This is a genomic window from Streptomyces sp. NPDC026394 (assembly GCF_055567735.1).
Genome location: NZ_JBVHPX010000004.1, coordinates 371,978 through 385,942 on the forward strand (window position 1 = coordinate 371,978; position 13,965 = coordinate 385,942).

At 69.8% G+C, this 13,965-nt stretch carries 10 protein-coding genes; 3 read left to right on the top strand and 7 right to left on the bottom strand.

Annotated features, from left to right (window positions below; all coding sequences use genetic code 11):
• Window positions 1-2: 2 nt before the first annotated feature.
• The 7 genes from ACZ4QV_RS13000 to ACZ4QV_RS13030 all read right to left on the bottom strand — a co-directional run bounded on the left by ACZ4QV_RS13000 (window position 3) and on the right by ACZ4QV_RS13030 (window position 11,047).
• Entirely contained in the window at window positions 3-4,322 is a 4,320-nt protein-coding gene (locus ACZ4QV_RS13000) for a restriction endonuclease fold toxin (RefSeq protein WP_467762889.1), read from the bottom strand.
• 179 nt (window positions 4,323-4,501) lie between these two features.
• Window positions 4,502-5,455: an ALF repeat-containing protein gene (locus ACZ4QV_RS13005; protein WP_361635384.1), complete on the bottom strand. Its 954-nt coding sequence runs from the start codon at window positions 5,453-5,455 to the stop codon at window positions 4,502-4,504.
• A gap of 329 nt (window positions 5,456-5,784) precedes the next feature.
• Window positions 5,785-6,324, bottom strand: a complete 540-nt coding sequence (locus tag ACZ4QV_RS13010) for an RICIN domain-containing protein (protein ID WP_361635387.1) — start codon at window positions 6,322-6,324, stop codon at window positions 5,785-5,787.
• A 61-nt stretch (window positions 6,325-6,385) separates the two neighbouring features.
• Window positions 6,386-6,934: an RICIN domain-containing protein gene (locus ACZ4QV_RS13015; RefSeq protein WP_361635390.1), complete on the bottom strand. Its 549-nt coding sequence runs from the start codon at window positions 6,932-6,934 to the stop codon at window positions 6,386-6,388.
• A gap of 67 nt (window positions 6,935-7,001) precedes the next feature.
• Window positions 7,002-8,606 (bottom strand): AbfB domain-containing protein, encoded by a 1,605-nt coding sequence (locus tag ACZ4QV_RS13020; protein WP_361635393.1) that lies wholly within the window; start codon window positions 8,604-8,606, stop codon window positions 7,002-7,004.
• Window positions 8,607-8,786: 180 nt separating this feature from the next.
• Complete coding sequence (locus ACZ4QV_RS13025; RefSeq protein ID WP_361635396.1) at window positions 8,787-9,602, bottom strand: thioesterase family protein; 816 nt, start codon at window positions 9,600-9,602, stop codon at window positions 8,787-8,789.
• Between the two features lie 65 nt (window positions 9,603-9,667).
• A complete protein-coding gene (locus ACZ4QV_RS13030; protein ID WP_361614493.1) occupies window positions 9,668-11,047 on the bottom strand; it encodes a hypothetical protein in 1,380 nt (459 codons plus the stop codon).
• Between the two features lie 272 nt (window positions 11,048-11,319).
• Here ACZ4QV_RS13030 and ACZ4QV_RS13035 point away from each other — a divergent pair, with 272 nt between their 5' ends.
• From ACZ4QV_RS13035 to ACZ4QV_RS13045, 3 genes are all read left to right on the top strand, one after another.
• On the top strand, window positions 11,320-11,955 hold the full coding sequence (locus tag ACZ4QV_RS13035; RefSeq protein WP_467762890.1) for a hypothetical protein: 636 nt from the start codon (window positions 11,320-11,322) through the stop codon (window positions 11,953-11,955).
• Between the two features lie 9 nt (window positions 11,956-11,964).
• Window positions 11,965-12,723 (top strand): bestrophin-like domain, encoded by a 759-nt coding sequence (locus ACZ4QV_RS13040; protein WP_361147897.1) that lies wholly within the window; start codon window positions 11,965-11,967, stop codon window positions 12,721-12,723.
• Between the two features lie 87 nt (window positions 12,724-12,810).
• A complete protein-coding gene (locus ACZ4QV_RS13045) occupies window positions 12,811-13,854 on the top strand; it encodes a phosphotransferase family protein (RefSeq protein ID WP_467762891.1) in 1,044 nt (347 codons plus the stop codon).
• The last annotated feature ends 111 nt before the right edge of the window (window positions 13,855-13,965 follow it).

The window sequence follows — 13,965 nt, forward strand, 5'->3', positions numbered from 1 at the left end:
CGTCATCCCAGTGGATCAGTATCGATTACCGCTTTAATGCCGTAGCGTTGCGAATACTCTTGCAGCTTGGAGATTACAGTAGGATCCGGCGGCCCTTCGAAGTGGAAGTATGGAGTTCGACCGGACTGGACCGCCGCCTCGAAGGTAGCCTTCGCCTGGTTTCTGAATGCGCTGCCCATACGGAACCCAGCCGGCTTTGATTGCGCTACATATTTATCGCTTATCGCGTCAAACTCCCTTCCGGCAGGATCATTCGCGAAGCGGACCCGAGACTCGCCTCCGAGCTTTTGCGCAAGAGCATCGGCGGCGGCGTCTGGCTTGCTTACCTTAACCAGTCCTCCGAGTCCACCGTTGCAGGGATCCTCGTTATGCACGAGGATCGGCGTCGCCCCCGCGAGTACGTAGTACGTGTGGATGCCAGCGACAGAGAGATTGTAGACCTTACGAACCTCGGTCCAAGTGCGGATGCTGACGACGTCCCGCGGGTCACCGTCGACGGTACGGAGTCGGTCGCCCGCCTTGAGATCCTTGGCCTCTACCCATTGGCCGCGGTTGGCGGACCAGAAGCGATGGCCATCAGTCGCCTTGATCGTTCCGATGGCGTTACCAGCTGAACCGTCGGCATCGATGGCGACATCCACCAGACGCTTCTGTCCCTCACCGAGGATCACATCAGTGACAGCGCGCGCCTCGGTCCGGCCGGTTGCCGGGTCGGTTGCGAGAACCTGCTGGCCGACGCGAACGTCCTCGATCTTCTTACGTGCACCATCGGCCATCAGCACCAGAGTGCCCGGGGTGAAGCTGTTTTTCTTGTCTTCTCTGAAGCAGCCCGTTTTGCGGAGCTTTTCAATTATCGTCTCGGCCTTGCCGATCAGCTTCTTTGCCTTGTCGGACTTCTCGATGAATCCGCTGATTCCAGTGACGATGCGGTAGACGGACTTGGAGATTGCCGGGAACTTCTCGACGACGGTGAGGGCCTTGCCCCACGGAAGGGCGCCGACGAGTGTCCAGATGCAACTCTCGATGTCTCCTTCGGTGAAGCACTTCTTGATGTCGTCAAGGCCAAGGAGTTCGACGAGGATTTTACCGCCTTCCTCCTTGACGAAGCCGACAAATCCCTCTCTCAGTAGTGTGAGAGCTGCTTCGAGCTCCTCGGGTGGTACGCCGTCGGCCTTGAGCGCTTCCTTTTCGGCCGAGGTGAGCTGCCCGAGTTCGCCCTTGCTGCCCTCTTCCTTCAGTGCAGCCTCGCGCCGCTTGCGTTCCTGTTCCCGCTCGTAGGCCTCCGCCTTTTCGGCTGATTGCTTTGCTTCCTGGGCGTACTCGTTGGCCTTCTTTGCGAATGCTTCCGCCGACTTGGCGTGCTGTTCGGCGGAGTCGGCGAGCTTGCCGGCGGCGGCAGCGTCGCTTTCGGCCTGCGTGGCGGCGCCCTGGGCGACCGAGGCATCGTGCTCGGCCTGGGTAGCGGCGGCTGCAGCGGCGTTGGCGTGCTGGGTGGCTTCGGCTGCGGCGCCGCGGGCGCGGGCGGCTTCGGCCTCGGCCGCGGTGGCTGCGTCGCGGGCCGCCTTGGCGTCGGCGTAGGCCCGGTTGGCGGCCTGGCGAGCGGCCTGGGCGTCGGCCTGGGCCTGGGCGTCGGCCTTGTTGGCGCTGGCTGCCGCGGCCCGGGCCTTGGCACCGTCGTCGGCTGCCTGGGCGGCGGACTTCATGGCGTCGGCGGACGAACGTGCAGCGTTCGCTGCGGAGTTCGCAGCGTCGGCGGCGGCCTTGAAGGCGGGCGCCACCTGGGCGTTGGCCCGCTTGGCCGCGTCCTCGGCGTCCTTGGCGGCCTTGAGCGCCTCGGCGGCCTTGGCCTCGGCCGATTCGACCTGTTCCTGGCCGGTCTCCAGGGCGGCCTTGGCCACCTCGGCGGCGAAGTCCGCGTCGACGTCCGAGCCGGCGAAGGGCGCGGTCATCTCGATGGCGGTGTTGGCCGGGTCGGCGATGCCGGCCGCCGTGCCGCGCGCGGCCGCCGTCGCCCGTACTGCTGTGGTGGCCTGGAGCCGGGCCATCGCGGCCTCGCGGACCGCGCCCTCGGCTTCCTCCTTGGTGCGGTTGGCCGCGTTGAGGGCGTTCTTGGCCTCCCGCATGGCCAGGTCCGCCTGGCGGGCGGACTCGTGGGCGGCGATGCCCGCGCGGGCCTCCTGAGCGGTGGCCTCGGCGGCCTGGGCGTTGGCGCGCTGCGCCGCGGCGTGCGTGGCGGCGGCCTCGGACTCGGCCTTGTTGGCCGCGGCGTCGGCCTTGGCGGCGGCGGCCTCGGCCGCGTTCGCGGCGGCATTGGCCCGGGCGGCGTGCGCGGTGGCCTCGGCCGCTGCGGCGCGGGCCCGGGCGGCGTGTCCGGCGGCTTCGGTGGCGGCGGCACGGGAGCGTACGGCCGCGCCGCTGGCGCCGTCGGCGGCGCTGCGTGCCTGGGTGGCCGCCGCGCCCGCGGTGTTGGCGTCCTGGCGGGCGGAGTCCGCCGCGGCCTTCGCCTCACCGGCGTGAATGGTGCCACGACCCGAGGCGGCCATCGCCTCGGTGGCCCGGGCCTTGGCCTCTGCTGCCCGGTGGTTCTGCTCGGCCTGGTAGGCCTTGTCCCGGGCCTCGTGAGCCGCGCGCTCGTCACCGCGGGCCGCCTCGTCGGCCTTGGCCGCGATGCCCTCCTTCTCGGCGGCGCTCGCGCGCGCCGAGGCGGCGGTGGCGGCGGCCGACTGAGCCTGGGCCCGCAGGGCGGCGGCGGTGTGGGCCTCGTTTTCCGCGCGGGCCCGTGCCGCGGCGGCGGCGTCGCGCTCGCTCTCGGCGCGTTTCCGTGCCTGGGCGGCCAGCGCGCGCTCCCGCTCGGCGATCTGACGCTGCTCAGCGGCGATCTTCGCCTGCCGCTCGGCTTCGAGGCGGGCCGCACGGGTCTTCTTGGCGTGCTCCCACGCCTCCGCTTCGGCCTTCTCCGCCGCGATACGGGCCGTCTTGGCCCGGGCAGCCGCATCCGCCGCGATCTTGGCCTGCTTCTCGGCGGCTGCGGCCATCGTGGCCGCCGCCTTGGCGTGCTGCTCGGCGTTGGCGCGCCACTGCTTTGCCTGCTGCTCGTGCGCCTGGGCCGCATTCTTGGAGTTGAGCGCCGCGGCGTCGGCGGCCGTGGCGTCCACGGCGTGCTGGGCGGTCTCGCTCGCCTTGACCGCCGCGTCCGCGGCGGCCGCCATGCCGGAGGCGACCTCGGACCACTCGGTGCCGTGGGTGAGCCCGGTCTCCGCCAGCACGTCGGCCTGGATCTTGGCCTGGGCGGCCGCTTGCCGGGCGTCCTCGGCCGCCTGGGTCGCGTACTTCACCTGACGGGCCACCTCGGCCTTGACCTCGTCGTACGAGGACAGGCGCTGGCCGGCCCGGTCGGCCGAGAGCATCCGGTCGGCCTCACGCGCGGCCCTGGCAGCCGACGACATGGCGTTGGACGCGTTCTTGAGGGCCTTGACGGCGTCGCCGTGGAAGCCGATCAGCTTGGTACGGGCCTCAGCCGCGCGCTTGGTCTTCTTGGCCAGTTCCGCCAGCTTGTCGGCGGCTTCCTGTTCCTCTTTCAGGGCCTTTTCGTGGGCTGCCTGGTCATCGGCGTCCTGCTGTGCGGCGACCAGGTATCCCTTGTTCAGGAATTCCGTGATGGCCGCGTCGGTGCCGGTGGCGAGTGCGGCCTTGGCGGCCGCCTGCACATGGGTGCCGCCGACCGTGGCGAGCATTTCCACTCGCCTGCGGAGTTCGGCCGCGCGCTCCTTGGCGGTCTTCTCGTCCTTCTCGTCCTGGTCCCGTGCGATCTGCGCGCCGTATTCCAGGAAGGCCTCGCGGTCCTGTGCCGTGGCTTTGGGGCCCAGGACACGTTCGACCTCGGCGTTGAAGTGCGGCCCGCCGGTGCCGCGCATCGCCTCGATCTTCTTGCGGTTCTCGGCGTCGTGGTCGGTCTTGTTTTCCTTGGCGCGCTTGCGGGCCTCGTCCTCGCCGTGCTCCAGGAATTCCCGGATGGCGTTCGGGTCGTCGCTCTCCAGGGCCTTCTTGGCGGCTTCCTTGACTTCCTCGTCCGGGTCCCAGTCCGCGATGTCCTGGACCAGTTGGCGGTCGCGCTCCGCGCTGAGCCGTGCGAGCCGGGATTCGGTTGGCTCCTTCGTCGTGGCCCCGGGCTTCGGCAGCGACGCGGTGGCCGCGTCGAGCGTCGCCATCGCCTGAGCGAACGACGATGCCCGGGCGGGTGTGGCGGGCACGGCGGCGACGGCTTCGGTCGCCGTCGTGCCCAGCACCGCCATGGCAACCACCGCGGAAACCGCCTTGGACATGGTCCCGGTCACCGCGGTGCGTGATCGTCCGGCTCTGGGCCGGAATCTACCTATCAAGGGAAGAACCCCCCTCAGTCAGTGGGTACAGAAATAACCCCTGCCCTGCCCGGATACGCACGGCGTCCGGGCAGGGCAGGTGCGGGAAAGTTGGAAAAGGCAGTAGAGAAGAGAGAGGAAGGTCAGCCCTTGACCCGGATCTCGCCTTCCTTGGCCCGGTCGAACATGTTCTGCCAGAAAGCAGTCGATTCGGCGGCATCGGCCAGTTCCTTGTCCCATGCCGCGCGGTTGCTCTCGGCCGGCTCGGCGATGTTCTTCCAAGCGTCCGCGGCGGAGTTCTTGGCCCGCTCGGCGATGGCCCGCCAGTTCTTCACCTGCGTCTCGGCGGCGGCCTGCTCGGCCAGCCATGCCCTGTGGGCGGCGTCGGCGTGCTCGGACACGGCCCGCCAGGCCTGTTCGGCTTCCGCTCGGGCCTTCGCCGCGTCGGCGCTGCCCTTGACGGATTCCTCGGTCGCCACGGCTACCCGGATCAGCCGGGTCAGCGTGTAGTGGCGGCGCGTTTCGGCCTCCGCGATCCGCGACCGAAGGCCTTCCAGGTCCAGCGTGGCGCCGGACGCCCAGCCGTAGCCGTAGAACTCCGCGATGTCGTCATCCGTGGCACCGGGCCGCAGTGCCCACTGCGCCGCCGTCCGTACGTTCTGGCCCGGGTCGTTCTCGGCGATATCGCGCACGAACTCGCGCTCCGCGGCAGCAACCTCCTGCTTGTGCTGGGTGTCGGCGTCACGCTTGGCGCGGTCACGCTTCTGGGCCTCGGCGTATCCCGTGCGAACGAATGCAGCCTGCTGGTCCGGGGTGCCCTTCAGTGCCTTCTCGGCAGCCGCCCGCACCTCGGGGGAGTAGCTCTTGGGGTGCGTACGGACGACCCGCTCGATGAACGCCTTGTTCCGGGACCGGAGGGTACGTCCCCGGTTACTGGCGAAGTCGTAACCGCCGTCGGGCGCCAGCCACTTCTCGATCGCCTCCGGATCCTCGCTCCGCAGAGCGTTCCAGGCCGATACGCGGACTTCCGCGAACGGATGCGTCAGCGCATAGTGATGCACTTCCTTCCGCGCGTTCTCGGCCGCCTCGGCGATCATGAGCGCGGTCGCGTCGGACTCCTGAGCGAAAGTCTGGCTCCGGGCTGCCGCAACGCCCCCCTGAGCTTCGGCCCACGCCGGCGCCGTTCCCGCGACGGCGCTCGCGCCGGCCAGCACGCTGCACGTCAACGCCTGGGCGATCCACCACTGACGTCTCACTCAAGTCCCCTTGGAGAAGAAAACCGGCAGGCAGCACGGCATGGCTGCAACCGGTTACGTGAAATTCGTGAAAGAGATGCGAACGTGAGGACAGTGCCGTCGCCGCTGGATCGGTACGGCACTGTCTCTCACGGCAGGTGTCCGCCGTGCCGACAGCACGGCTCAGCCGGTCAATTGACCGGCTGGATGAGCCACTGCTGGGCGGCGCCCTGGTTGCACTTCCACTGCCAGACCGCGGCACCTTCAGTGTCCTGGGCGTGACCGATGTCCAGGCACTGGTCACCGGTGTGCGTGGGACGGATCTCGTAGAGCTTGTTGATCGGGTCCAGGAGACCGAACGTCCAGCGCTGCTGCTTGCCTCCGTTGCAGGGCCACTGCCAGACCTCGGCGCCGGACTGGAGCTGCGACCGGCGCACCTCCAGGCAGCGTCCGCTGACCATGTTGCGCAGCTCGAAGGTGGACTCCTCGGCGGGCACGACGCGCCACTTCTGGGCTTCCGCACCGTTGCAGGAGAGCTGCTGCACCTTCATCTGGTCCCCCGCCGTGTAAGGCGAGGCGTCCAGGCACTTGCCGGTGGCGGCGAGCTGGAACTGGACGGTCTCCGCGACCGGGGCGGGAGCGGCACCCGCCGCGTGGGCAGTCGTCGTGCCGCCGACCAGCGCGGCGACCATGCCGACCGTGGCCAGCGCGGCTCGGGTGATCCGTGCCATGGTGTGGTTCTCTCTTCTCACTGAGTTGACTTCAAGGGGTAGGCGGTCGGCAGGCGACAGCTCAGTCGGTCACCGGCAGGATGCGCCAGCGCTGGTTGTCGCCGCCGTTGCAGTACCACTGCGTGATGTTGGTGCCGTCCGCCGTCTGACTGTCGTAGACGTCCAGGCACTGGTTCTGCACGTGCTCGGGACGCAGCTCGAACAGTTCCTTGGAGACCTCGACCAGGCGGAACCGCCAGCGCTGGTGGTCGCCCTCGCCGCACCACCACTGCCAGACGTTGGCGCCCGCGGCGGTCCCGGCGCCGCGCACTTCGAGGCACTTGCCGCTGTGCTTCGCCCGTACCTCGAAGGTTCCGTCACCGGCGGGGGTGAGCTCGAAGGCCTGGTTGTCGAGACCGTCGACGCAGGTCGACTGTTCAGCGTTTGCGCCGTTGCGGAAGCTGCCGCCTGCGATGGTGAGGCACTTGCCGCTGTGTGCGACCTGGAGCTTCACCGCGGCAGGCGCGGAAGCGGCAGAAGTGGCCGGGGCGGCGTGAGCGGTGGTCGCGCCGCTGACGAGCGCGGTGAGACCTGCGGCGGTGGCCAGTGCGGCTCGGATGGGCCGAGACATCGTGTGTTCCGTTCTTCTGTGCAAAATGACGGCGTCGGTGACGCCGGATGGTTCTGGTGGGCCGAGGTCAGTCGGCGAGCGGGGTGGACATCTTCCAGGTGGCGTCCTGCTCGAAGTCCTTGCCCGTCTCGAAGCCACGCTTGCCCTTCTGGACGGCCGCGTAGAGGTCACCCTTGTACTGCCGCAGCCAGTGGCCCTCGTTGGACAGGGACTCGAAGGAGGTGCCGCCCTCGGCTAGGCCCTTGCGCGCACACCACGTCGCGTCCTTGCGGGACTTCGGGGTGTCGTCGTTCGCAACGATACGTACCCGGGAGTCCTTCAGCGACAGGAAGGAGCCCGGCTTGCGAACGGACTCGAAGGAGTAGCAACCCGGTGCACTGGCCAGCGCGTCCTTGACTATCCAGGTGGCGTCCTCGCGGTCGGCCTCCTTGCTCTTGGTGCTGACCGGAGTGATGAAGCTGTCACCGTCGTCGACGCTGGACTGACGGATGTACCAGCCGCTCAGCTTCGAGCTGACAGGCTGGATGGACTGACGCAGGGCTCGGTCCTGGCCACTGTCGATGAACGCGCGGACGTCCGCCGGGCTGCCCTTGAGCGCCTTATCCGCCGCGGCGACCAGGTTGGGGCGCACGCCGGTCTGCTCCGCCGCGGCCTTGATGATGCCAACCTTCTTGGCGTCCTCGTCGGCCTTCTTCTTTTCGCGCTTATCGAAATCGCGCCGGTCAGCCTGCTTGGCGCCGGAGTGGATGAACGTCTTCCAGGCCGCCGGATCGGAGCTGTTCAGAGCCTTCTGAGCCGCGTCGTACAACTCGAATTTCACGGAGCTCTTGGCCTCGTCCGACAGCGAGTTGATCAGCATGCGGATGAAGTCGTCGTCGCCCATGTTCATCATGGCCTCGGTGAGATCACGATCGAACAGGGAGGCGGCACTCCTGCGTGCATCCCGCTTCTCCTGGCGCTGGGCCGCCTCGCGGTCCTTGCGCTCCAGTTCTTTGCGCTCGTTCTCCATGTCGAGGTCGTGCGCCTCACGAGCACCGCTGGCGATGAAAGCGCGCCAGACGGCCGGGTCCTTGTCTCCCAGAGCGCGAGAGGCGGCCTTCTTGACCTCCGGCGTAGCGGCATCATGCTGCATGATCGCGCGGATGAAGTTCTCGTCGCTGAGCACCAGCAGGTCCGGGCTGTTCGGAATGCCCACCGCGATCAGGGCCTGGGACTTCATCATTCGGGCCACGCGATCGGCAGCATCCTGCTCCTGCGCCCGCTTCCAGTCGAGCTCGCGGGCCTCGCCGATGCCGGTGGTGATGAAGCGGACGTGATCGTCGGGTGAGGTGCTGGCTATGGCGTCCGCAGCTGCCTGGCGTACCGCCTCCCACTTCCCACCGGCGGCCCTGGCCTTGTCCCACAGGACAATGATGAAGTCGCGGTCGCTCACTCCGAGCTGCTCCGCAGTCACCTCGTACTCGATCTTCAGCCCCGCATTGACCCGGTCCTTCTCGCTGGTACGGATGACATCCACCGCGCTGGCCGCTGCCGACGGAGCCGCGAAGGCGCCGGCCGGAGCTGCGATACCGGTGACGGCGGCCAGAGCCGTGGCGGTGACGATGCCGTGCGTGACGAGGCGCCGGGCGCGGGTCGAACCGGTACGCGTGTAGCTCGTGTCGCTCTTATGCATTTTTGTGATCAGGAACCCCTCTAGCCCCCCGTAAGGGCGACCTGGATGTGTACACGGCGAACGTCAGGGAAGTCTTAATGTTCTCTTAAAAGGAGTCAAATCAGACTTTCCAAAGTTGTCCATATTCGCCGCGTACAGGCGCCCTGATATGTTTTCAGCTCATCCGATCATGGAACGCCGTCAGCGCCCGGCCACCAGCAGCGTCTGCAAGATGCGCCCGCAGTCCCCCAACCCGTCGAAGAGCTGACCGGCCGCGACCCCCGACCCACCAGGGCTGGCGGCCGTCTCCGACCGGAGGCAGAACCATTCGCCGACCGGCTCCCGGTGCAGCGCCAGGGTGATGTCGGTGTTGATGACGAACTGGCGGACGTGGTCGAGTTGGAAGGCGACCGCCCAGTTGCTGTCGGCCAGGGTGAGCGCGCGGGTGAGTGGTGTGTCCGGTTCCCCCGCCACCAGGGGGATGCGCTGGCGTGCCCAGACCGTTCCCGGGCCGGGGGTGTCGAAGCCCTTTCCGGGCTCGAAGCGCCATTCCATGGCGGCGATGTAGCCGTACGGCTGTGCTCCGGCCATGGTGTGCGGCGTCTGCGGGCCGGGGAGGGGTGGTGGTCCGGCCGCGGGGCGCAGGGTTGGGGTGTCGGCCGGGGCGGCGGCGATGTGCCATGTGCGGGCCAGCATCACCGTGTCGCCGTTCGCGGTCAGTTCGCCCTCGACCAGGTGCGTACGTCCGCCGGAGCGGACGGTACGCACCTGGACGTGCAGTTCCGCGACGGGTACGGGGCGGGGCAGTTCGACGGTGACGCGCGCGACACGGAATCCGTCACCGGCCCCGTGCTCCTCCATCGCCCGGCCCAGCAGGGCCGAGGGCGGGCCGGCGTGCTGGGCCTTGGCGCTCCACGGCCCTGCGGTGGCCGAGCTGCTTTCGTAGCGGCCGTCACCGAGGTTCCGGTAGAACGCCTGGCCCCCCGCTTCCGGCCCAGTCGGGCAAAGATCAGTCATGGGGACTGCCTACTGCACGTCTGCCGTTCCGGACCATGCCGTTCAGGAGGTGTACACAGGTGGCTTCAGCCGACGTACTCCACCTTCACCGGCGCGGTGTTGTTCTCCTGATCGGGGTCGATCGCCGGGTCCGAGTCGGCGGAGATGCTGCCCTGGGCGCCCGGGACGCGCTTGTCGATGCGGGCCCGCAGGTAGGTGTTGCGGTCGAGGGTTCCGAAGCAGTGCACCAGGCCGTTCCCCTGCGAGGCGTATCCGCAGTAGGAGTCCTCGCTCGGGTGGCCCCCCGGCTTGACCGGCACCAGGCTGACACCGGCGGGCAGCTTCACCCGCATCAGCCCGCCCTGGAAGTTCCGCGGGAAGGGCACCTGCGTGTCGACCACCTGGCCGATCTTGCCCTTGATGGTGAATCCGACGGCCTGCAGGTCGTTGATCTGATTCGTGCTGAAGTCCAGGGTGCTGCCGGCCATCTCGGCCTTCCAGTACGCGGACGGGGTGAAATCGTCCCCGCTGCCGTCGACGGGACGCACGCCCAGCGGCCCTCCGGTGCCGCGCGGCGACGAGGCGGGCAGCAGGGTGTTGTTGAGGGGGTCGTGCGCCCGGAGCACGGTGTAGTGGACCTTGCCGTACATCGCCGTCTTGTCGACCACGGCCGTCAGCGGCCCGTCGGTCTCGTAGGCCGCCCCGGCGGGCAGCGGGCCGGGCAGCTCGCACAGCGCCTTGGTGGGGGCCGTGGCCTTGTCGTAGCGGCAGTTGCTGTACTGGTTGCGCAGCGTCGCTTGCTCGGCCGTGAGCAGGACGAGGAAACCGTCGTCGATCGCGGTGTCACCCTTGTTGCCGAAGGCGGGCGAGACCCGCAGCTCGGAACCGGGCTGCACCTCGGTCAGCGGCTTGCTCTGCCGGGCGGTCAGGACCGGCGCTCCCATGACGACGTGGGTGGTGTGCCGGACGGTGGGGGCGTTGGCACTGGTCACGGTGATGTTCATGGCACCGACAGGGCCCAGCGCCGCACCCGGCTCCGGCAGCAGGCGGAACGGGGTGAACAGCGCGCCCTGGATGTCCCCCAGCGCGCAGGTCATGAGAGTTCCCGAGCGCTTGCAGTGGGAGCCCGTGTTCTCCCAGGCGACACGCGCCTTGCCCTTGAGGGCGGCCAGGTCGATGTTCACCTTGACGTTCTTGACCGTCAGCGGCTGCCCGTCGGCGCCACGTCCGGTCGCCTTCAGGCTGATCTGGTACTCGGTCGGTCCCTCGTCGGGGGCCGACGCCCGGTACTTCGGAATGTAGTACGTGTTCATGATGTGCTCGGCCGTCAGCCGCGCCCCCGTGGCCTGCTGACCGCCGGCAGCGGCCACCGGCGTCGCGCCGCCGAACGTCACCACCGTGCCGAGTGCCGTCAGCAGGGCCGCTGCCCCGGACCCGGCCAGGCGCTGCCCCCGTGTACGTGCCATAGATCTTTTCATGCCTGGTCAGACGTACCGGGGAGGCGGATGGTTGTAGAGACCGCGAGGTCGTTCCCGGCGTCGCGGTACGGCACCGGGGCGGCCTGCGACCGCGGTGCGAACACCTCGGCTGTTCTCCCGCAGGCGACCGGGCGGCATTCCATCGTTCGGGGGAATCACCGCCATTCGGCGGCTGACGGCGGCCGGCGTTGCGCAACATCACGAGCGTGAAGGGATCGCAACGTTTCCGCAGCGCCCAACCTGCGCTTTTGATACCGCTGTTGGTGATTCTGGCCGTGCTCCTCGCGCCGCGTGCCGCGCAGGCCCGGCCGCCCGCTGCCGCGGTGCGGCCCGCCGACGCGTGCGCGACCGCCGGGGCGCACGCCCCGGTGCACGGGCCGACCGGCTGGCCGATGCCGCCGGACTGGCACTGGCCCTGCACCACGCCCACTCCTACACCCACTCCGACACCCACTCCTACGCCCACCCCGAGCCCCACCCCCACCAAGCCCCCCAGGCCCACACCCACGCCGCCGTCCCCCACCCCCACGTACACCCCTCCCCCGAAACCCCGGCCCACACCCACTTCGACGCCGTCGCGCCCGCGCCCCCGGCCGCCCGCTTCCGCCGCGCCGGCCGCGCCGGCCAGGACGCTGCCCCCGCCGCGCCCCACCCCCAGCAAGTCGGCGGCTGCCCCGCCGCCGTCCAGCAGCCCCACGTCGCCGCGTCCCGCCCCGACGCCGAGCCCGTCGGCCGTCCTGCCGCGCGCGTACGTCCCGTCGGCCGGCAAGCAGCACAGCGGCCATTCGGTCGTCACCACCATGCTGCTGATCACCGCGCCCGCCGTACTGGCGGCCGCCGCGCTGCGTCCCCGTTCGTCCAGCTCGTCCGGTTCGTCCGGACGGCGTTCCTCGTAGGAGGCCACCTTGTCGGAATGGCTGGTACTGACCATCGCAATGGCCGCCGTCTGCGCCGTCGTCCTGACCATCACGGTCCTCAGGCAGCGCCGCATCGGCGAGGACGACGACCCGTCCGAGACGCCCGACGTCATCGAGTACATGACGATGATGGTGGGGGTGGTGTACGCGATCGTCCTCGGCCTCGCGATCGCCGGGGTCTGGGAGGCCCGCGGCAGCGCCGAGGACACCGTACGGACCGAGGCACAGGCCCTGCACGAGGTCAGCGAACGGGTACGGGCCTATCCGGAGGCCACCCGGGAGCGCATCCGCGCGGACGTCGACGCCTATGTCTCCCACCTCGTCCACCAGGAGTGGCCGGCCATGGCCGAGCGGGGGGAGGTCACCGACCGGGGCGCCGAACTGCTGGCCAAGGTACGGGCCGACGTGACCGACTACCGGCCGCGCGACGATTACGAGGGGCAGAACTACCAGCCCCTGCTCGACCAGGTCTCGGCGGCCGACGACGCCCGCAACGCGCGTGCGGACAGCATCGAGCCGACCCTGCCGCCGGTGGTCTGGTTCGGGCTGATCACCGGTGCCGTGATCACCATCGGGCTGATCTTCACGTTGCAGATCCGCAGGTCGGGGCGGGAGTTGCTGATGGCCGCCGTCTTCAGCGCGCTGATCGCCTTCCTGCTCTTCCTGGTGTGGGACTTCGACGCCCCGTTCAGCCGGGGCATCACGACGTCCGCCGAGCCGTTCACGGATCTCTTCCCACGGTTGTGAGGGGGCGAGGGGGTGAGCGGGGACGACGGCCCACGTGCGGGGGTAAATCCGGCGACGGTGGTGATCAGCCCGTGCGACCATGCGCGCATGGCGACAGAACTGCCGTTCACGGATGTCCTGCAGGAGCGGCTCGGCCCGGCCCGCCGCGCGGTGCGGCTGGGCAGCAGCCCGCGGTCCCGGGTGTGGCGGGTGGAACTGGGCGGCGTACCCGCGGTGGTCAAGCAGGCCGTGGAGAGCGCGGACGCCGACGAGCGGTACGCCCGTGAGGTGACCGCGCTGCGGCTGGCCGCACGGGTGACGCCGCCGGTGGTGCCGCGGCTGCTCGGCACGGACCCCGGCGCGCGCCTCCTGGTGCTGGAGCACGTGGAACACCGGCGGCCGTCGCCGGACTGGGTGGTCGGTTACGCGTCGGCGCTGGCCCGCCTGCACGCGGCCGCCTCGTCCGCCCCCGTGGAGGAGGCGGGTCTGCCCGCCTGGCAGGGTCCGGTCCGCGCGGACCTCGACGCCTTCCTCGCCCTCGCCGGCCGCCTCGGGGTGCCGGTGCCGGACGGGACGGACACCGAACTGGCGGCCCTGCTGCGGCGGCTCGGCACCGCGCCCGGCCGCGCCCTGCTGCACGGCGACCCGTGCCCCGGCAACGACCTGCACACCCCGGACGGCATCCGGTTCATCGACTTCGAGCAGTCCTCCCTGGGCAACGGTCTCACCGAACTCGCCTATCTGCGCATGGGTTTCCCGACCTGCTGGTGCGTCACGGACACGCCCGGCCCGCTGCTGCGCGAGGCGGAAGCCGCGTACGGGGCGGCCTGGGAGGCGGCGACCGGCGGCGCGCCGCCCGGTGACCTCGTCGACGCGTGCGCGGGCTGGCTGCTCCGGGGCGACGCGCTGGTCCAGCGCGCCCACCGCGGGACCGCCGACCACCTCGCCCGGCTCCCCGAGGAGGACTGGACGTGGGGCACGGTCACCGCGCGGCAGCGGCTGGCGTACCGGCTCGGTGTCGTCGCCCGGCTCACCGCCGACCGCGACGACCTGCACCGTCTCGGCCGCGTCGCCGGTGCGCTGCGCGAGCGGATGCTCGGCCGCTGGCCCGCCCTCACGGCACCGCCCCGCGAGCGCCCCGAGGACGCTTGACGGCCGTACGGGGAAAAGGCACCGCGGTCTTCTCCGCGCGTTCGCGCGGCCGCCTGTTCAGCGTTCCGTTCCTGTGCTTCGATGCTGCCGATCATCTGTTCGCGCAGGGGC

Coding starts and splice junctions, on each gene's coding strand:
- ACZ4QV_RS13000 (WP_467762889.1), bottom strand. CDS start 4,322: ATGTCCAAGGCGGTTTCCGCGGTGGTTGCCATGGCGGTGCTGGGCACG.
- ACZ4QV_RS13005 (WP_361635384.1), bottom strand. CDS start 5,455: ATGATCGCCGAGGCGGCCGAGAACGCGCGGAAGGAAGTGCATCACTAT.
- ACZ4QV_RS13010 (WP_361635387.1), bottom strand. CDS start 6,324: ATGGCACGGATCACCCGAGCCGCGCTGGCCACGGTCGGCATGGTCGCC.
- ACZ4QV_RS13015 (WP_361635390.1), bottom strand. CDS start 6,934: ATGTCTCGGCCCATCCGAGCCGCACTGGCCACCGCCGCAGGTCTCACC.
- ACZ4QV_RS13020 (WP_361635393.1), bottom strand. CDS start 8,606: ATGCATAAGAGCGACACGAGCTACACGCGTACCGGTTCGACCCGCGCC.
- ACZ4QV_RS13025 (WP_361635396.1), bottom strand. CDS start 9,602: ATGACTGATCTTTGCCCGACTGGGCCGGAAGCGGGGGGCCAGGCGTTC.
- ACZ4QV_RS13030 (WP_361614493.1), bottom strand. CDS start 11,047: ATGGCACGTACACGGGGGCAGCGCCTGGCCGGGTCCGGGGCAGCGGCC.
- ACZ4QV_RS13045 (WP_467762891.1), top strand. CDS start 12,811: ATGGCGACAGAACTGCCGTTCACGGATGTCCTGCAGGAGCGGCTCGGC.